Annotated in this window: 14 protein-coding genes; 5 read left to right on the top strand and 9 right to left on the bottom strand. The window is 64.0% G+C overall.

The window, feature by feature from the left end; translation table 11 throughout:
- Positions 1 to 137 precede the first annotated feature (137 nt).
- Entirely contained in the window at positions 138 to 1,946 is a 1,809-nt protein-coding gene (locus tag ACIQWO_RS03075; protein WP_402821786.1) for a pseudouridine synthase, read from the bottom strand.
- A 180-nt stretch (positions 1,947 to 2,126) separates the two neighbouring features.
- Positions 2,127 to 3,278, bottom strand: coding sequence for an SMC-Scp complex subunit ScpB (scpB, locus tag ACIQWO_RS03070; protein ID WP_402819012.1), 1,152 nt, complete (start codon positions 3,276 to 3,278; stop codon positions 2,127 to 2,129).
- A 338-nt stretch (positions 3,279 to 3,616) separates the two neighbouring features.
- Between scpB and fnr the strand changes: the two genes are divergently transcribed.
- Both fnr and ACIQWO_RS03060 read left to right on the top strand, forming a co-directional pair.
- Positions 3,617 to 4,363, top strand: coding sequence for a fumarate/nitrate reduction transcriptional regulator Fnr (gene fnr / locus ACIQWO_RS03065; protein ID WP_402819009.1), 747 nt, complete (start codon positions 3,617 to 3,619; stop codon positions 4,361 to 4,363).
- 307 nt (positions 4,364 to 4,670) lie between these two features.
- The gene (locus ACIQWO_RS03060; RefSeq protein ID WP_402819006.1) at positions 4,671 to 5,105 is read left to right on the top strand and encodes a YybH family protein; all 435 of its coding nucleotides are present in this window, start codon (positions 4,671 to 4,673) and stop codon (positions 5,103 to 5,105) included.
- Positions 5,106 to 5,111: 6 nt separating this feature from the next.
- Here the strand turns inward: ACIQWO_RS03060 and ACIQWO_RS03055 are convergent, their stop codons facing one another.
- Positions 5,112 to 6,044, bottom strand: a complete 933-nt coding sequence (locus ACIQWO_RS03055; protein ID WP_402819003.1) for a LysR family transcriptional regulator — start codon at positions 6,042 to 6,044, stop codon at positions 5,112 to 5,114.
- Positions 6,045 to 6,184: 140 nt separating this feature from the next.
- Between ACIQWO_RS03055 and ACIQWO_RS03050 the strand changes: the two genes are divergently transcribed.
- Positions 6,185 to 7,201, top strand: a complete 1,017-nt coding sequence (locus ACIQWO_RS03050) for a zinc-binding alcohol dehydrogenase family protein (protein WP_402819000.1) — start codon at positions 6,185 to 6,187, stop codon at positions 7,199 to 7,201.
- 3 nt (positions 7,202 to 7,204) lie between these two features.
- Here the strand turns inward: ACIQWO_RS03050 and ACIQWO_RS03045 are convergent, their stop codons facing one another.
- The 4 genes from ACIQWO_RS03045 to hrpA all read right to left on the bottom strand — a co-directional run bounded on the left by ACIQWO_RS03045 (position 7,205) and on the right by hrpA (position 14,425).
- Positions 7,205 to 8,044 (bottom strand): competence/damage-inducible protein A, encoded by an 840-nt coding sequence (locus tag ACIQWO_RS03045; protein WP_402818997.1) that lies wholly within the window; start codon positions 8,042 to 8,044, stop codon positions 7,205 to 7,207.
- Positions 8,045 to 8,149: 105 nt separating this feature from the next.
- Positions 8,150 to 9,076, bottom strand: a complete 927-nt coding sequence (locus ACIQWO_RS03040) for an EI24 domain-containing protein (RefSeq protein ID WP_402818994.1) — start codon at positions 9,074 to 9,076, stop codon at positions 8,150 to 8,152.
- Positions 9,077 to 9,152: 76 nt separating this feature from the next.
- The gene (locus ACIQWO_RS03035; protein WP_402818991.1) at positions 9,153 to 10,148 is read right to left on the bottom strand and encodes a beta-propeller fold lactonase family protein; all 996 of its coding nucleotides are present in this window, start codon (positions 10,146 to 10,148) and stop codon (positions 9,153 to 9,155) included.
- Positions 10,149 to 10,366: 218 nt separating this feature from the next.
- Positions 10,367 to 14,425, bottom strand: coding sequence for an ATP-dependent RNA helicase HrpA (hrpA, locus tag ACIQWO_RS03030; protein ID WP_402818988.1), 4,059 nt, complete (start codon positions 14,423 to 14,425; stop codon positions 10,367 to 10,369).
- 95 nt (positions 14,426 to 14,520) lie between these two features.
- On the opposite strand from hrpA, the gene argA reads away from it, so the two are divergent.
- Both argA and ACIQWO_RS03020 read left to right on the top strand, forming a co-directional pair.
- Complete coding sequence (gene argA, locus ACIQWO_RS03025) at positions 14,521 to 15,870, top strand: amino-acid N-acetyltransferase (protein WP_039398905.1); 1,350 nt, start codon at positions 14,521 to 14,523, stop codon at positions 15,868 to 15,870.
- Between the two features lie 193 nt (positions 15,871 to 16,063).
- Positions 16,064 to 16,339 (top strand): oxidative damage protection protein, encoded by a 276-nt coding sequence (locus tag ACIQWO_RS03020; protein ID WP_039398907.1) that lies wholly within the window; start codon positions 16,064 to 16,066, stop codon positions 16,337 to 16,339.
- Between the two features lie 217 nt (positions 16,340 to 16,556).
- Here the strand turns inward: ACIQWO_RS03020 and ACIQWO_RS03015 are convergent, their stop codons facing one another.
- Positions 16,557 to 17,630 carry a serine endopeptidase gene (locus tag ACIQWO_RS03015; protein ID WP_402818983.1) on the bottom strand — a complete coding sequence of 358 codons (1,074 nt, stop codon included), beginning with the start codon at positions 17,628 to 17,630 and terminating at the stop codon, positions 16,557 to 16,559.
- Positions 17,631 to 17,645: 15 nt separating this feature from the next.
- Positions 17,646 to 18,338, bottom strand: a complete 693-nt coding sequence (rpiA, locus tag ACIQWO_RS03010) for a ribose-5-phosphate isomerase RpiA (protein ID WP_402818980.1) — start codon at positions 18,336 to 18,338, stop codon at positions 17,646 to 17,648.
- Positions 18,339 to 18,406 lie beyond the last annotated feature (68 nt).

The raw sequence follows: 18,406 nt of genomic DNA, 5'->3' as shown, positions 1-18,406 counted from the left end.
CAGCAGAACGCCCGACACGCAAACCAGCTTATTCATTGATTTTATATGGTTTTGGGCCGATTTGCAACGCTTGACGCCCGAAATGCCTGAAGAACAGGCCACAGTGTCACATTGCCGCAATGCAAGATCGGCGCCCTTCAGCGAGACCGGTTGCCGCCGCGATTGCCACGGTTGCCCTGGCCTCCGCCGCCGCCCGTCCGGTTGCCGCCACGGCTGCGATTGCCGTTAGCGTTGCCGCCGCCATAACCGCCATTTCCGCCGCTGCCACCGTTGCCGCCGCTATTACCGCCGCGCGACTGACCACCGAAACCGCCCGTGCTGTTGCCACCGCCGAAGCGGCGACCTTCACCGCGCGGCGACGGCGTCTGAAAGCCGCCGCTCGGACCGACGAACGCGGTCAGCGGATTGGCACGCGGACGACGCGACTGCCCCGGCTCGCGAGCAAAAACACCCAGCGCCGTTTGCATCGGATCCGGCTGACGACGCGGCTCCTTCGCGGCACCGGCCTTCCCACCACGGCCACCGTTTGCGCCATTGCGCGCACCCTTTTCGTCCGAGGCTGCACCGGGCATCTTCATGCCGACAGCGGCGAACAGCGAGCGCACCTGCGCTTCGTCCATCTCTTCATAGCGACCGCGCTTGAGGCCACGCGGCAGCGTCAGCGGGCCGTATCGCGTACGGATCAGACGGCTCACCATCAATCCGGCCGCGTCGAACATACGACGCACTTCGCGGTTGCGGCCTTCGGCCAGCGCCACGTGATACCAGTGGTTCGAGCCTTCGCCGCCGCCATCTTTCAGGCGCAGGAAGTTCGCTTCGCCGTCGTCCAGCTTGATGCCGTGCAACAGTTGCTGACGCGACGCTTCGGTCAGTTGCCCCACGGTGCGCACGGCGTATTCACGCTCGATTTCGTAACGCGGGTGCATGAAACGGTTAGCCAGATCGCCCGACGTCGTCAGAATCAGCAGACCTTCCGTGTTGAAGTCCAGACGTCCGACGGCGAGCCACTTGGCCGTCTTCATCGGCGGAAGACGGTCGAACACCGAGGTGCGGCCTTCCGGATCGGCGTGACTGACGATTTCGCCAGCAGGCTTGTGATACAGCAGCACGCGCGGCGGCTTGCTGGTGATACGACGCTTGACGAGCTTGCCGTTGATGCGGACCTGATCGGTCGGCAAAATGCGCTGCCCGATGTGCGCCGGCTCGGAATTCACCGACACGCGACCCGCAAGAATCAGCTCTTCCATCTCGCGACGCGAGCCCATACCGGCCTCGGCCAGCACCTTGTGCAGCTTCGGTGCTTCGTCGTCGGGCGAAAGCACGCGACGATCGGCCGGACGGCGACCGCGCTTGGCGGCTGCGTTGTCGCCCTCGGCGTCTTCACCGTCGAAACCACCGGACGTCACGAAGGCGAACAGATCGCTATCGCCAGCATTCCCAGCGCCACCCTTGCCACCGGCACCGCTGCGAGCTCCGCCGCCTGCCGGGCCCTTGCGGCCACGACCCTGCGTCTTGCCTGCAGCACCCTGACCGGCTCGATCACCTCGATCACCTCGATCACCTTGGGCACCCTGAGCGCCGCGTTGCTGACGGCCACCCGGCGCAGCACCGCCGGCCTGCGCCGGTTGTGCGGCCTGCTGGGCGTCGTCACGCTTGCCGCCACGCGGCTTGCGCGTGTTGGCCCGGCCTCGCGTCTGCGCGGCAGACGGCGCAGCTTCGGCACCGGACGCCGGGCCTTGCTGAGCCTCGGGAGAAGGTTGACCTGACGAGGCGTCCGAGCCAGCGAATTCGCCGGTGTCGTCGCCTTCGCGCTTGGCTTGCTGAGCCGCACGGCGGCGAGCGATCAAACTGCGCGGGCCACGGCGTAAACCGCGGCGCGACGCCTTGTCATCGCCGCCCTCGCCTTCCGGCGAACGTGCTTCGGCACCGGCATCGCGTGCGTGCAGGTCCTGGGATTCTTCGTTTTGTTTCAACACAACCTCATTGGAAAACGGGATCGTCGTGAGCAGGCTTAGGTCGCTGCCCTGATCCGTGTTCGCACCATGAATGCGCGGCAAAAACTTGCCGCGACTTCGTTCTTATCGCTAACGGCCCCGAAGGTGTGCGCGGCGCAGAGCGCCGCCGCCTCAGGTACCGGTGACGAGATTCTTGTCGTCCCCGTCGTTCTCGTCGTCATCCATCGCACCGGGCGTAGGCTGCCCGGCGGCGGCTTCGTTCGCTGCCGGGTCGACAGCGTGCGGGGAAACCTCTTGCGTCAACGACGCTGCGGGATCTGCCGCCTGCGTCGCACCTTCTTGCGCGCCTTCTTCTATATCGACGCTCTGCACATCTTGCGGCGAATCGTCGCCGGCAGGAACCGCAGATTCCGATACTTCGGAAAATTCCTCGTGTTGCGCATCGGCATCGTCTTGCTCACTGACGTGCGCAGCGTCTCCGAGTTCCGCCACATCGGGCGAAATCTCAGCCGATGCATCGGCGTCGAGCGCCACAACATCGGTCGATGCCTGCACTTCGCCTTCGGCCAGCACGGCGTCAAGCAGCGCCTCTTCCGACAGCGCGTCGTCACCGACCGGCGCCGGACGTTGGTCCTCCGGCAGCCCCTGCGCAAGCGGCAGATCGTCGGCACGCGTTTGCGCCAGACGGGCCAGTGCCTCGGCATCGGCCACCGGCGCATCGTCCGTGGCTTCCGCTTCAACTTCTTCGCCCTCGGCACGCTCACCGAATTCGATGTTCTGCTGCGCCAGCAGATCGATCTGCGCCTGCGCGGCCGGGTCTTCCAACGGCGGCAACGCATCGAGCGCGCGTAGGCCGAGGTCGTCCAGGAAGTCCTTGGTCGTCACATACAGACCAGGGCGTCCCGGCACGTCGCGATGACCGATCACTTCAATCCAGCCACGATCTTCGAGCTGCTTGATGATCTGCGTATTGACCGTCACGCCGCGAATCTCTTCGATATCGCCACGCGTAACCGGTTGACGGTAAGCAATGATCGCCAGCGTCTCCATCACAGCGCGCGAGTACTTCGGCGGCTTCTCTGGATTGAGGCGGTCAAGGTATTCACGCATGCGCGGACGGCTTTGGAAACGCCAGCCGGTGGCCAGCGCCACCAATTCCACACCTCGGCCGTCCCATTGCACGCGGATTTCCTCGAGCAGCGCGCGCACCGTGTCACCAGACACGGCGTCATTGAAGAGCTTACGCAGATCGCCGACCTTGAGCGGCTCCTGCGCGCAAATCAACGCGGTCTCGAGGACGAGTTTCGCCTCTTGGGTATTCATGTGCGACTAAGCAGACCGGGGGCTTGGCGACCCGGTATCAGGAATAAATGGATGCTTGGAACCAGAAAACGGTCGTCGATGGAAGACTACCGTTTCGCATAAGCGCGCGCCCTATTGTGTTCGGTCGTAGTGACGGCGGCGCGACCAGAATGCTTCGAAACGACCTGCCGGGAAAACGCCCAGGCCGATAGTACGGCAAGACGGACGTCCGGTATGTGCGCAATTATTACTGAAACATCCACGTCCGTAAAGCGCCGTCACAAACCTTCGCGTCCCGGCTGTCGAAACGACGGGTCGACGCCTCATGGTAAACTCTCGAAATAACTTCAGGGGCCTCCATGACCACCGACATCGGTCGCATTCCCGGCAACCCCATCCCGGTTGCTCAGCCTCGTTGTTCCACGTGCTCGCTGGGGCAGTTCTGCCTGCCCGTCGGCATCCCTGAGCCGGAGCTGGAACGACTGGACGCACTCGTGAGCGAGCGCCGCCGCCTCAAGAAAGGCGAAGTGCTCTATCACGCCAACGATGACCTCACCGCCGTCTATGGCATTCGTTTCGGGTCGCTCAAAAGCTGCGTCACGGCCCCCGACGGCCGTGAACAGGTCGTCGGCTTCCACCTTCAGGGCGAGCTGATCGGCCTCGACGCCATAGCCGACAACCATCACCCGACCACTGCCGTGGCGCTCGAAGACAGCGAACTGTGCATCGCCCGTTTCGGCGAGCTGGAGACGCTTTCGCGCCAAGTGCCGTCGCTGCAACGCCAGTTGCATCGTCTGATGAGCCAGGAAATCCGCAACGAGCACCAGCAACTGCTCGCCCTGGGGACGATGCGCGCCGAGGAGCGTCTGGCTGTCTTCCTGCTGAATCTCTCCGAGCGCCTGTCCGCACGGGGTTACGCTGCCAACGAGTTCGTGCTGCGCATGAGCCGTGAGGAAATCGGCAGCTTCCTGGGTCTCAAACTGGAGACGGTCAGCCGCCTGTTCTCGCGTTTCGCACAGAATGGGATGATCGAAATCCGTCAACGCCACGTCAAGATCATCGACGGCGCCGCCCTGCGCGAACTCGCTGGCGTGCATCACTGCTGATCCGGCTTCCGGGGGCGCTGAGCGCCCCCGCTCATACGCCCCCGCCTGCTCGCTCACACTTCCCCACAGAACACCGTACCCTCTGCGCCGCGATTCTCCCGCGTTGCCGATCTGCCTCTAATGCGCTACTGATCCGTTACCGATAAGCTACCGGCCGGGCGCTCCCGGTGCCTTGCGCCAGATCAAAAGGACCGACGTTCGACAAGCCCCGGCAAAGGCTCCATAATCGGCGCGTTCGCCGCCCCGCCCGTCGGCCGAGGGCGACCACGCATACGACACGCGCTTGTCTCCGATGGAGGACGCCGTTATGCCCGCTGCCATATTTCTCAGTCCGGAAGACGCCGAACACGCGTTCTACGAAGCGCTGCGCGCTGGCGATACGGACTTGCTGATGGACGTCTGGTCGGAAGACGAGGAAGTCGTGTGCATTCACCCTGCGGGGCCACGGCACGTGGGCCCTGCGGCGGTCAGAACAAGCTGGCGGGAGGTTCTCGCCAAAGGCGGCCTGCAGGTGACGGCGAATCACCTTCAAGTGGCCCACAATCCGTTGTGCGCCGTTCACAACGTGCTTGAGCAGATTCAGGTCGAGAGCCAGCCGGAAGCGCGCTTCGCGTTCGTGCTCGCCACGAACGTCTATCTGAAAGAAGCCGACGGTTGGCGCCTGGTACTGCATCACGCCAGCCCGGCCATCGGCCACGAAGACACCGGCTCACAGATGCCGAGGACGCATCGGCTCCATTGAGCAAGCCTAAGTCGCCCGCCCGCCAGCACCCGTCGGCCACTGCGCCTCCCAGTACGGCACCGGGCTGAAGCGCGCCTGCAGGAACTCGATCATCGCCTGCGTCTTGGGCGGTACGAACACCCGGCTCGGATAGACAGCCCAGATGGCGACCTCCTCCGCGAGCGGATACGCCGGTAACACCGGCACCAGTTCCCCCCGCTGCAAGTGGGCCGCGACATCCCACGTCGACTTCAGCGCAATACCCAACCCCGCCAGCACCGCGTCGCGCAGCACCTCCCCGTTATCCGACACCAATCGCCCGGACACGCGCACGCTCATCGGGCCGCCCGGCGTCACAAACCGCCAGTCGCGCTGGTCGCCAAGCGTCAGACACTCGTGCTGCGCGAGATCGCCGGGGTGCTTCGGTGCGCCATGCGCCGCGAGATACGCGGGCGACGCGCAAAGCGTGCGCCGGTTCGCCGCGAGCTTCCGGGCGATCAGGGTCGAATCGCGCAATGCCCCGACGCGAATCGCCATGTCGACGCCCTCTTCCAACAGATCGACGACACGGTCCGTCAATCGGAAATCCAGCGAAATACCGGGATAGCGGGCCAGAAATTCGGGCAAAGCGGGTGAAATATGCTGACGCGCGAACGACGACGAACACGACACGCGCAACAGACCCTGCGGCGCGGCAAATCCCTGTCCAACGCTGGCCAGCGCCTGCGCCTCTGCCGCGAGCAACGTCTGCGCCTGCGCGAGGAATACCTCCCCCTCCTGCGTCAACGCCACGCGCCTTGTCGTCCGGTGCAACAGCCGGGCCCCCAGCACGCCCTCAAGCTGCACGAGCCGCGTACTCGCCGTCGCCGGTGACAGCCCCCGCTCGCGCCCCGCCGCCGACACATTCCCCAGCGCGGCAACCCGGACGAACAACGCTACGGTATCGAGGTCCAATGCCATTTGATGGATTTTCCAAAAAATCTTTTCCGCATTATGCGAATTATCAAAGCAATCGACTAGCCGTAGTCTCTCGCTATCGCATCCGGTGCGTCGCCAAATGACCCCACGCAGGCGCTGCACCCCACTTTCAGGAGAAAACGATGAAAGCCATTGCATTGACCCGATATCTGCCGATCGACGACCCGAAGTCGCTCGAAGACGTTGAACTGCCCACGCCGACCCCGGCCGGGCGCGATCTGCTGATCAAAGTCGAAGCTATTTCCGTGAATCCGGTCGACACCAAGGTGCGCGCCCCGAAGGACAAAGTCGAAGCGAGCCCGCGCGTGCTGGGCTGGGACGCCGCAGGCACCGTCGCGGCCGTCGGCCCCGACGTCACGCTCTTCAAGGTCGGCGATCCCGTGTACTACGCGGGTAGCATCACGCGCCCCGGCGCGAACAGCGAGTTCCATCTGGTGGACGAACGGATCACCGGCCATATGCCCGCGTCGCTCGACTTCGCGAACGCCGCTGCCCTGCCGCTCACGACAATCACCGCGTGGGAAGCCCTGTTCGATCGCCTCGGCGTGGCGCCCGATGGCAGCGACGAAGGTAAGTCGATTCTGATCGTCGGCGGTGCTGGCGGCGTGGGTTCCATCGCCATTCAGCTTGCGCGACGTCTGGCCAAGCTCACTGTCGTCGCCACGGCCTCGCGCCCGGAGTCTGCCGACTGGTGCCGTCAACTCGGCGCGCAACACGTCATCGACCACTATCAGGACATGCCGACGCAGCTCAAAGCAATCGGCCTTCCGCAAGTCGACTTCGTGCTGTGCCTGAACGACACCGATACGCACTTCCCGGCGATGGCCGAAGCCGTCGCACCGCAAGGCAAGATCTGCTCGATTGTGGAGAACGCCGGACCGCTGGAAATCGGTCTGCTCAAGAGCAAGAGCGCGACGTTCGTCTGGGAGTTCATGTTCACGCGCGCCATGTACGAGACGCCGGACATGATTGCGCAGCACAAGCTGCTGACCGAAGTCGCCCGTCTGGTGGACGCGGGCACGCTCCGCACGACGGTCGGCCAGGTCATCGGCCCGATCAATGCTACGAATCTGCGTCGCGCCCACGCGCAACTCGAGGGCGGACGCACCATCGGCAAGCTGGTGCTCGCCGGGTTCTGACCATCACTTGCCGGACGGCACCGTGCCCTCCGGCAACGCCACCGCCTCGGCGGGGTGGATGATTTCGCCGCCGAGCGCCTCCACCCCGGCGATCAGACGCTCGAAGGCCGCGCCGACCAGCGACGGGTCGCCCTTCACGCCGAGATCGATGTGGCGACGCGCATAGACCGCACCGCGCTCGGCATCGCCCACGCTCGGCAGGCTAAACACCTTGATGCCGTCGTACTCGGCTTCGATGGCTTCCATGAGCGGCGTGAGCGTCGATTCGGCCAGACCGAACACCAGCACCGAGCGTTCAGTGTGTTTCGTCAGGTGATGCAGATCCGCGTAGTACGTGTCGAGCGCCCACGCCATCATCGGCCACGCCATCACCGGAAACCCGGGCATGAAGTGGTGTTGCTCGACGGAGAACCCCGGAATCTTGTTGTACGGATTCGGCAGCACGCGCGCGCCGACCGGAAATTCGCCCATCTTCAGACGATGGCGATTGTCGGCCTGCGTCATGTCGGCGCGACCGTCCGGGCTCGTGTCGGCGATGCGCTCCATGATCAGCGCCTCGGCTTCCGGCGTGAGCACCAGCGGCACGTTGAGCGCCGCCGCCGCACATTGGCGTGTGTGATCGTCCGGCGTGGCGCCGATGCCGCCCGTCACGAAGACGATGTCGTCGCTCGCGAACGTACGGCGCAGCGTGGCGGTGATGCGCGCCGGATCGTCGCCCACATACTCCGCCCAGCCGAGTTGCATGCCGCGCTCGGCGAGCAATTCGATGAACTTGGGCAGATGCTTGTCGTGACGGCGTCCCGAGAGAATCTCGTCGCCGATGATGATGATGCCGACCGCCATGATGCTTCCTTTTCTCTTGTCGTCAGACCGTGGGGGCCCCGGGTGCCCCGGGTGATATTGCGGCGCTGCCCGGCGGCAGCGCGCAGTGTGACGATTGTGCCACTTTCAGGGCGAACCGTTCGGCGAGCCGGTCGACTCGGATGGCCCCGGCAGCAGCGGCGGCAAATCCTCGCTCTCCGGCGGCGGCGAACCCACTTCGGGCAGCACCGTCGCGGCGAAGGTCGGTTCCCGATGCGCGTCCTCAGCACGCATGCGCGACAGCGCGCGCAGGCAATAGTGGGCGAACCACAGCGCCGAGAACACGAAAATCACCACGTAGAGCCAGATCGCGAGCAGCGCAATGACCGGGAACAGCACGATCATGATGACGGACGAGACCCACAGCAGGGTCGGCAGCGAGCCGAGCAACCCGGTCGCCACGCCGATCACGAGCAACGGCAGACGCTTCTCGCGCACCAGCCGACGCCGCTCCTCCGGACTCGCGTGATACGCCAGCGCGTCGTACGTCATCACGCGGTACGTCAGCCAGCCCCACAGCAGCGGCGGCACGATGGCGAAGAACGGCGGCACGAGCCACAGCGGCAGCGTAATAAGCGCTGCAATCAGGAAGACCAGCGTAGCGCCGAGCGATTGCCCGAGGCTGCCCCAGAACGAGCCGCCCTGACGCGCCTCAAGATGAATGAAATGCCGCCGCGAGAGATGGCGCAACACCGCTGGCATCGACCATCCGGCAATGAGCAGCAGTGCAGTGACGACAATCAGTGGGACGAGCAGCGCCACGAGAATGAACGGCGCGAGTGCCATGCGCACGCTGTCGACGCCGAAATAGCCGAAGAAGCGGTAAATCCACTGCGTGAATTCCCACTGTTCGAGCCAGACGCGAAGGAAATCGGTGAACGGTTCCCATCCGAACCAGATCACAGCGCCCCAGAGAAGACCGGAGACGATGAAGGGCATTGCGGTGAGCCACAGCATGCGGGGATGCAGCAGGCTCACGAGCGCGCGGCCAAGCGCGCGAAGTATATCGTTCATGCAGGTGCGGTACGAACCGGTCCGGGTGTCTGCGCGACGCCCGGACGGTCAGGCCTTGGAAAGTAAGGTCTTGATGTTACAGCACCGGCGCGCGGTCGTAGAAATAGATACCGTGGGGGGAGCGTCCGACCGGAATGGTGTTGATCAGCTTGCGCGACGCCAGATCGATGATGCCGACCTTGCGCGCCCAACGGAACGTCACCCACAGTTGTTTCTTGTCGGCGGTCAGTTCCATATCGTCCGGCCCCGGCAGTAGCCCGGTGATGTTGCCGACGTTGGTCAGCGACTCCTGATCGATGATGCTGATCGTACTCGACACGCGGTTCGAGATCAGCACGTGCTTACCGTCGGCCAGCGAACGGAAGTTGTGCGCGCCCTTGCCCGTCGGAATCGTCTTGACGACCTTCTGGTTACGCCAGTCGACCACCGCCGCGTAGTCCGCACCGGTCATGCCCACGAGCAGGTACTTGTCGTTCGGCGTAAGCCACACACCGGCCGGGCTATCGCCCACCTTCATCTTCCAGATCACCTTTTGGGTCGCCAGATCGATGGCGGCGACTTCGTTCGATTCCTGCAACGAAATGAAGACGAGCTTGCTGTCCTGTGTGAACACCAGGTGGCTCGGCATCTTCTTGATGGGAATACGCTGCGCCACGCTCAGGTTCTTGCCGTCGAAACGGTACACGTCCACCCGGTCCAGACGCAGCGCGTTCGCTACGAACCACTTCTTGTCCGGCGAAAAACCGATCTGGTACGGATCTTCGATGTTCTCGATCTTGCGCTGAATCTGCCCCGTCTTCGGGTCGAGGAAGACGAGATTGTTACCGACCGAGTTGGCGACGATGAGCGACTGGTTGTCCGGCGTAGCCATCAGGTGATGCGGCTCTTTGCCGACCGGGAACGTCTGAATGACCTTCTGCGTGGCCTTGTCGATCAGGCTGACGCTCGCGTCGGCCGAATTGAGCACGACCACGACGCTGTCGGGCGTCGGCGTTGCAGCCCGCACGGGGCCGGCCAGCGCCGCCAGACCGAAGGAAGCCGCCAGACTGGCAGCGATCAGAAGTTTGCGCATTACGGAGTCTCTCGAAAATCGCTCGGAAAAGTCCCGCTATTGTAGGCTGGGAACGCCCTGCCAACCTGCATCCCGCGGACTTTTTTGATCAGGCGAAACACAATTCCAACACTTCATGACACAACGCAAACTGTCGCGAAGATCCGAGACGAATTGGATACAAAAATGGCGTCCGGCAAGACTGCCAGACGCCATCGAATGCTCACGTCACGCAACCCTCAGCGTTGCAACGCCTCCCAGACCTTGTGCAGACGCTTGACCGACACCGGCATGGGCGTGCGCAACTCCTGCGCGAAGAGCGACACCCGCAGCTCTTCGAGCAGCCACCGGAACTCATCGAGCCGCGCGTCGTGAGAGTCGCGGCGTTGCGAAGTCGCCCGTTGCCAGTTCTGAAGCAGCGGCCCGAGTTCGCTCATGGCGCGGGCGTCGCGCGTCGGATCGGCCTTGAGCTTGTCGATACGCCCCGCCATCGCCTTCAGATAACGCGGGAAGTGCGCCAGTTGCGCATACGGCGTGTCGATGAGAAAACGCTTGCCGATCAGACGTTGCAACTGCGCCGTCATATCGGCGTGCGCCTGCGCGAACGGCTTGGCCTGCGTCAGCTTCTTCTGGAGCGCGGCGTACTCGGTGAGGATCTGCCCCGCGAGCCGGGCAATTTCCTGCGCGAGCAACGTCAAACGGCCCCGCCCTTCGTCCTTGCGCGCGACGAACGACGCGTTATCGCCCGGCCAAGGCAGTTGCAGGCAGGCCCGCTCCAGCGACAGGTCGACGATCTGGTCGCGCAGTTCTTCCTGCGTCCCCAGGCCCATGTACTGCATCGCCATCTGCTGCAAGCCGGGGATGTTCTTCTCCAGATACTTCACCTGCTCGCGCAACTGAATGGCGAACAGACGTCGCAGCCCGGCGCGATGCTGGCGCTGCGCCTCGTCCGGATCGTCGAACACTTCGAGATCGCAATGGTCGCCACGGTCGACCAGCGCCGGGTAGCCGAACAGCGTCTGTCCGCCCCGACGAATTTCCAGCATCTCCGGCAACTCGCCAAAGCTCCAGGTCGTGAGGTTGTCGTAGCGGCCGGGTTCGACGGCGGCGGCCGGTGCAGCACCTTGCAGCGGCGACTTGCCACCGCCCTTGCCTGCCTTGCCCCCTTCGGAAGCCTGCCCACCCTTCGACACCCCGCCCGCTTGCGGCTCGGCGGCGACGTTGCCCGTGGGCGTCGCGCCGCTCTTGGCTGCGATTTGCTGGAACGTGCGTTGCGCCTGCTGGCCGAGTTCGGCCCGCAGTTGCGCCAGATTGCGTCCCATGCCGAGTTGACGGCCGTGTTCGTCGATGACCTTGAAGTTCATCGACAAGTGCGCCGGTAGCATTTCAAGCTTGAAGTCGCTCGACTTGAGCATGACGCCAGTCAGCTCGCGCGCGTCGGCCATCAGCGCATCGAGCAGCGCCCCCTGACCGAACGTCGCCCGGTCGAGGAAGCCCGCCGCGTATTCCGGCAGCGGCACGAAGTGGCGACGCAGCTTCTGCGGCAGCGACTTCATCAACTGATGCGCTTTCTCCTTGAGCATGCCGGGCACGAGCCATTCGCAGCGACGTGCGTCGACCTGATTGAGCGCGTAGAGCGGCACGGCGAGCGTCACGCCGTCGCGCGGCGAGCCCGGCTCGAAGTGGTACGTGAGCGCCATCTCTACGCCCGCGATGACCGTCTTCTTCGGGAACAGGTCGGTGGTGACGCCCGCCGCCTCGTGACGCATGAGATCGTCGCGCACGAGGTAGAGCAGCTTGGGCGAGCCCTTGGCCGTCTCCCGATACCAATGCTCGAAACTCGCGCCGTCGTACAAGTCGGCGGGCACGTGGGCGTCGTAGAACGCGTAGATCAGTTCGTCGTCGACGAGCACGTCCTGACGTCGCGACTTGTGTTCGAGCTGTTCGATGTCCGCAATGAGCTTGCGGTTGTGGGCGAAGAACGGGAGTTTCGTCTCCCACTCGCCTTCCACCAGCGCGCTTCGCAGGAAGATTTCCCGCGCACGACGCGGATCGCGCGGGCCGAAGTTCATGCGTCGACGCGCGTAAATCGTCAGGCCGTACAACGTGCCGCGCTCGTAGGCGGTGACCTGCGCGGGCTTTTTCTCCCAGTGCGCGTCGGACAGCGACGTCTTCACCAGATGCTTACCCACGCGCTCGATCCACTCGGGCTCGATGCGGGCGATGCAGCGCGCGTAGAGACGGCTCGTCTCCACCAGTTCGCCCGCCATCACCCAGCGTCCGGCCTTCTTCACTAGCGACGAGCCCGGCCAGATGTGGAACTTGATGCCGTGCGCACCGAGGAAGTGCGGATCGTCGTCGGCCTTGCAGCCGATGTTGCCGAGCAGGCCCGCGAGTAGCGCCAGATGCACCTGCTCATAGGTCGCTTCCGATTCGTTCAGACGCCAACCCTGCTCGCGCACCACGGTAAGCAACTGGCTATGGACGTCGCGCCATTCGCGCAGACGCAACTGCGACAGGAAGTTCTCCCGGCAGGCTTGCGCCAGCAGCCGGTTGGACTTCTTGTGCGCAATCGCTTCTTCGAACCACTTCCAGATCTTGATCCACGACAGGAACTCGGACTTTTCGTCGGCGAACTTCTTGTGCGCGTTGTCGGCGGCGTCCTGCGCTTCGATGGGACGGTCGCGCGGATCCTGCACCGCCAGACCGCTGGCGATGATCAGCACCTCGCGCAGCGACTGCTGATCGCGTGCGGCAAGGATCATGCGACCCACGCGCGGGTCGAGCGGCAGACGCGCCAGCTCGCGCCCAAGCGGCGTCAACTGGTTGGTGTCATCGACCGCGCCCAGTTCGTTGAGCAATTGGTAGCCGTCGGCGATGGCGCGTCCCGGCGGCGGTTCGATGAACGGGAATTCCTCGACCTTGGCCAGTCGCAGCGACTGCATGCGCAGAATGACCGCAGCCAGCGACGAGCGCAGGATTTCCGGGTCGGTGAAGCGCGCGCGCGACTGGAAGTCGGTTTCGTCATAGAGACGGATGCAAATGCCGTCGGCGACACGACCGCATCGCCCTGCACGCTGGTTGGCCGCCGCCTGCGAGATCGACTCGATCTGCAGTTGCTCGACCTTGTTGCGGTACGAGTAGCGCTTCACACGCGCCGTACCGGCGTCGACGACATAGCGGATGCCGGGCACGGTCAGCGACGTTTCCGCCACGTTGGTCGCGAGCACGATGCGTCGCGCGTTGGACGGCTTGAACACGCGCTCCTGATCGGTCGCGGACAGGCGCGCGAACAGCGGCAGGATTTCGGTGTGCGGCGGATGGTGCTTGCGCAGCGACTCGGCCGCTTCGCGAATCTCGCGCTCGCCGGGCAGGAAGACGAGCACGTCGCCAGACCCCTCGCGGCAAAGCTCGTCGACCGCGTCGACGATGCCGTCCATCAGATCGCGCTCACGGTCGCGCGCGCTGGCGCGACTCGTCTCGCGGCCCTCGGCGTTGGCGATACGGACGTCGTCCTGAATCGGGCGGTAACGCACTTCCACCGGATACAGACGGCCGCTCACTTCGATCACCGGCGCGGGACGCAGCGTCTCGCCCTCGCCAGTGCCGAAATGGCGGGCGAAGCGGTCGGCGTCGATAGTCGCCGAGGTGATGATCACCTTCAGATCCGGGCGACGCGGCAGCAGTTGCTTGAGGTAGCCGAGCAGAAAGTCGATGTTCAGACTGCGCTCGTGCGCCTCGTCGATGATGATGGTGTCGTACGCACGCAACAGCGGGTCGGTTTGCGTCTCGGCAAGCAGAATCCCGTCCGTCATCAATTTGACGGACGCGCCGTTGGAGAGCGTGTCGTTGAAGCGGACCTTGAAGCCGACGATTTCGCCTAGCGGCGTGTTCAGTTCGTCGGCAATGCGACGCGCGGTAGCCGATGCGGCAATCCGTCGCGGCTGGGTGTGCCCGATGAGCCCGGTGCCGCCTGCGCCCAGACCACGCCCGAGTTCGAGACAGATCTTGGGCAACTGGGTTGTTTTCCCCGAGCCGGTTTCCCCGCTGACGATCACGACCTGATGGCCAGCAATGGCGCGCGCGATCTCCTCGCGTCGGCCGGAGACCGGCAGCGCTTCGGGGAACTGGATCTCGGGCACGCGGTTGGCGGCGGCCTGACGGGCGGCAAGCCGCCCGGCGTCACGCGCCGCACGCTCTGCGGGCGACAGGCGCGGCCCGGCCGCTTTGCCCGGATTCTTGGGGTTATGAGTTTGCGAAGTGCCCGTTGTTTGGGCACGCGTCTGCCCCGGCGCCATCACTTTTGGCTTCGGGGGCTTAGATTGTCGATTTCGTTCATCACTTGCCATGGGCGCGCATTATATAATCTGCGCATGTTTGCGCACGTACACCCATGCTGACCGAACCCGACCCCGCCCTACAAGACGAAGAGACCGCCCATCAAGCCCAGTTCGTGGACTGGCTGCGCTCGGTCGCTCCTTACATCCATGCCTTCCGTGACAAGACCTTTGTGGTCGCCTTTGGCGGCGAACTGGTCGCAGCCGGTGGACTCGACTCCCTGATTCAGGACGTCGCGCTGCTGTGCGCCATGGGCATGCACATCGTGCTGGTGCACGGCTCGCGACCCCAGGTCGAGGAGCAGATGCGCCTGCGACATATCGAATCGCACTTCGCTCAGCAGTTGCGCATCACGGATGCCGCCGCGCTCGAAGCGGTGAAGGAAGCCGCTGGCGAACTGCGTCTGGATATCGAGGCATCGATCAGCCAGGGGCTGCCGAACACGCCGATGGGCAACGCGCGCATCAGCGTGGTGTCGGGCAACTTCGTGACCGGTCGTCCGGTCGGCATCGTCGACGGCGTGGACTTCCAGCACACAGGCGTGGTCCGCAAGGTCGATGCCGAGTCGATCCGACTGTCGCTCGCGAACGGCAAGATCGTGCTGCTCTCGCCGCTCGGCTTCTCGCCGACCGGCCAGTCGTTCAATCTGACGATGGAAGACGTGGCATCGTCCGCCGCCATCGCATTGCGCGCGGACAAGCTGATCTTCATCACCGAGACGCCCGGCGTTCTCAATGAATACAACGAGTTGCAGCGCGAACTGACGTTGGAAGACGCTCAGCGCATGCAGTCTCAGGGCACCATCGACCGCGACTCGGCCTTCTATCTGAAGTACGCGACGCGCGCCTGCCGCGCAGGCGTCGGTCGTGCGCACATCGTGCCCTTCTCGCTCGACGGCAGCATGCTGCTCGAACTCTTCTCGCACGATGGCGTGGGCACGATGATCTCGTATGAGAATCTGGAAAGCCTGCGCGAAGCGACGATCGACGACGTCGGCGGTATCCTGCAACTCATCGAACCGCTGGAATCGGACGGCACGCTCGTCCGCCGTGGCCGCCATCAGCTCGAACGCGACATCGACCACTTCTCGGTCATCGAGCACGATGGACGCCTCTTCGGTTGCGCAGCGCTCTATCCGTACCCCTCCGAGCGTATCGGCGAGATGGCCTGCCTGACGGTCGATCCGGAAGCGCAAGGCTCAGGCGACGGCGAACGTCTGCTCAAACACATCGAGCAACGCGCCCGCGCGCGCGGTCTGGAACGCCTGTTCGTGCTCACGACCCGCACGGAACACTGGTTCCTCAAACGCGGGTTCGTCAAAGCAGGCGTCGACGATCTGCCCGCCGACCGCCGCCGCCTCTACAACTGGCAGCGCCGCTCGCTGGTGCTCATCAAGAAACTGTAATCAGGGCGGGCAGGTCTCGCGTGACGCTCGGTCTCATCCCTTGCATCCCGCGCCCCTGCCCCCATATCCGGTTTTCGGCCGCCGCCGTTGGCCCTCGGGACGTGACTTTTGCGAGCTCCCCTCGCCCCCTCCCATCACCAACGCGCTGCCCCCCCATTCACACTACACTCGACGATCACGAAGGAGTTCCCACATGGCCCGCATGGTTCAATGCATCAAACTCGGCACCGAAGCCGAAGGTCTCGATTTCCCCCCGATGCCCGGCGAACTCGGCAAACGCCTCTGGGAAAGCGTCTCGAAAGAAGCCTGGGCCGGATGGCTCAAGCAACAAACCATGCTCATCAACGAGAACCGCCTGAACATGGCCGATCCTCGTGCGCGTCAGTACCTCGTGAAGCAAACCGAGAAGTACTTCTTCGGCGACGGTGCCGATGTTGCTCAAGGGTATGTGCCGCCGCCTTCCGAGTGAGCTAAAACCTCCCTCCGGGCAGATCGGCACCCTATTCCGGCGCTCAGACATAGACCCAACTCGCTCCAGAACAGGGCACCGATCCGCACCACATACGCCCTCAGTGCTTCTCCTCAGGACGTACGCCACAACGACAAAGGGCACATGCCATCACCCGGCATGTGCCCTTTGTCTATTCTGCTGACCGCCTGACTTACGGGGGCGGCGTTCCATCTCTTTATGCGGGATTCGCCTGCGATTGCGGATCGGCATTCACGCCCGTCGACCGCGCACCACATTGATGGCAAAAATGCGCAAACGCATTTTTGCGCGTCTTGCACGTGCCGCAATGGTCGAACAGACAGATGCCGCAGTGCACGCAGTAGTCCCGCGTCGGATCGTCCAGCTTCACCGCTCGCTCACATCCCGGACATACCGACTTCGCCAGCCTTGCCTGCGCCAGATCGTATGACAACGTCTTGCGACGCTGCTCGTCCGGCAATTGCTCTTCCGCTTTTTGTCGCGCGAGATAACGCTGCAACGACACTATGGCGTACCTGCCGATCAGCACCGTCAACACAATCCCGACGAGATACCGCACATAGCCGCCGTAATCCGGCAGGTACGGCACCAACTCGACGAAGAACGCGAACAGCGCGAAGAAGATGAAGCCCCAGACGAACGGCCACCACGTACTCTTGCGCTGACGCACGAACAACCAGCCGCCAATCGCCAGCAATGGCAATGTCAGCGCCAAGCGGATGCCGAAAACCTTAAGCTCCTGCGATCGCTGAATCGCTGCCAGTTGCTCTCCCGCAGTGACGTCGAGGGCGACGCGCGCTGTACGGGCCGCCTGCACAGCACGCTGCGCATCCAACTGCTTCGATTCGAGCGTGTCAACGGCCGTTTGTGCGTCGCGCTCTGCCGTCTTTAGCGTGTCGAGGGTGCGGGTGCGGGAAACGAGTTCGGCGTCCTGACTGGCCTGAGCCGTCGCGGTGCGCGTCGCCACCCAGTCGTTGAACGACTCGCGTGCATTGCGGTACGCAGTACTGCGTGCCTTGAGCTGTAAACGCGCGGTCTCCAACTTGGCGCCGACGTCTTCCTGCTGCGTCTGCGCCTGTTTGATCGCGGCGTCGGCACGTTCGGCCTGCGCCCGGTCAACGAAAGAATCGAGCGTCGGTGCGGGCGCAACACCCGGCAATTTGTCGACGACAAGACCGCCAAGCCCAATGAGGAACGCCGCGAACAACACGGCGATCAGCCACAGGCCACGACGGAACCAGGTTTCAGGGAGACGACGCGATCCAGCCATCCTGCCCTCCCGGGATCAGTTTTTATAGTCGATGGTGCGCACGCCTTCGGGTGTCCCCATGAGCGTAATGTCTGCGCCGCGTTGTGCGAACAAGCCAACCGTCACCACGCCGGGGATCTGGTTGATTTTGGTCTCGAACGTCACCGGGTCGAGAATCTGCAACCCATGCACGTCCAGAATAGCGCAACCGTTGTCGGTCATGTACGGGCTACCATCAGCACGCACGCGCGCCTGCGGCTTACCACCCAACGCTTCGAGCGCACGAGCGACGCTTGCCTGTGCCATCGGGATCACTTCGACCGGCAGCGGGAAGACGCCCAGCACAGCCACTTCCTTGGAGGCATCGACCACGCAGACGAATTCCTTCGCCACCGACGCGACGATCTTCTCGCGCGTCAGTGCACCGCCGCCGCCCTTGACCATGTGGCCGAGCGCATTGATTTCGTCGGCACCGTCGACGTAGACGGGCAGGCTGTCGATCTGGTTGAGATCGAACACTTCGATACCGTGCTTGCGCAGACGCTCGGTGCTCGCTTCGGAACTGGAGACCGCGCCGCGATACCGGCCCTTGTGGGCAGCGAGCGCATCGATGAAGCAGTTGGCGGTGGACCCGGTGCCCACGCCGATCACGCTGCCCTCGGGCACGTGTTGGTTCACATAGTCGGCAGCAGCCTGGCCGACCAGGCGTTTGAGTTCGTCCTGGGTCATGGGGAATTCCGGCAAAGTTTGGTAAAGTCGGAAGTTTACCGGAGTCGGGCGTGACGCGCCGTTTTTCG

The sequence above is a fragment of the Pandoraea sp. NPDC090278 genome, assembly GCF_044772185.1.
GTDB lineage: Bacteria > Pseudomonadota > Gammaproteobacteria > Burkholderiales > Burkholderiaceae > Pandoraea.
This window is presented reverse-complemented; position numbering and strand designations above follow the sequence as displayed.

Excerpts from the sequence above, each read along its gene's own strand:
- ACIQWO_RS03015 (WP_402818983.1), bottom strand. The coding sequence starts at position 17,630 with ATGGCTGGATCGCGTCGTCTCCCTGAAACCTGGTTCCGTCGTGGCCTG.
- ACIQWO_RS03055 (WP_402819003.1), bottom strand. The coding sequence starts at position 6,044 with ATGGCATTGGACCTCGATACCGTAGCGTTGTTCGTCCGGGTTGCCGCG.
- argA (WP_039398905.1), top strand. The coding sequence starts at position 14,521 with ATGCTGACCGAACCCGACCCCGCCCTACAAGACGAAGAGACCGCCCAT.
- hrpA (WP_402818988.1), bottom strand. The coding sequence starts at position 14,425 with ATGGCGCCGGGGCAGACGCGTGCCCAAACAACGGGCACTTCGCAAACT.
- ACIQWO_RS03045 (WP_402818997.1), bottom strand. The coding sequence starts at position 8,044 with ATGGCGGTCGGCATCATCATCATCGGCGACGAGATTCTCTCGGGACGC.
- fnr (WP_402819009.1), top strand. The coding sequence starts at position 3,617 with ATGACCACCGACATCGGTCGCATTCCCGGCAACCCCATCCCGGTTGCT.
- ACIQWO_RS03020 (WP_039398907.1), top strand. The coding sequence starts at position 16,064 with ATGGCCCGCATGGTTCAATGCATCAAACTCGGCACCGAAGCCGAAGGT.
- ACIQWO_RS03060 (WP_402819006.1), top strand. The coding sequence starts at position 4,671 with ATGCCCGCTGCCATATTTCTCAGTCCGGAAGACGCCGAACACGCGTTC.
- ACIQWO_RS03050 (WP_402819000.1), top strand. The coding sequence starts at position 6,185 with ATGAAAGCCATTGCATTGACCCGATATCTGCCGATCGACGACCCGAAG.
- rpiA (WP_402818980.1), bottom strand. The coding sequence starts at position 18,338 with ATGACCCAGGACGAACTCAAACGCCTGGTCGGCCAGGCTGCTGCCGAC.
- scpB (WP_402819012.1), bottom strand. The coding sequence starts at position 3,278 with ATGAATACCCAAGAGGCGAAACTCGTCCTCGAGACCGCGTTGATTTGC.
- ACIQWO_RS03035 (WP_402818991.1), bottom strand. The coding sequence starts at position 10,148 with ATGCGCAAACTTCTGATCGCTGCCAGTCTGGCGGCTTCCTTCGGTCTG.
- ACIQWO_RS03040 (WP_402818994.1), bottom strand. The coding sequence starts at position 9,076 with ATGAACGATATACTTCGCGCGCTTGGCCGCGCGCTCGTGAGCCTGCTG.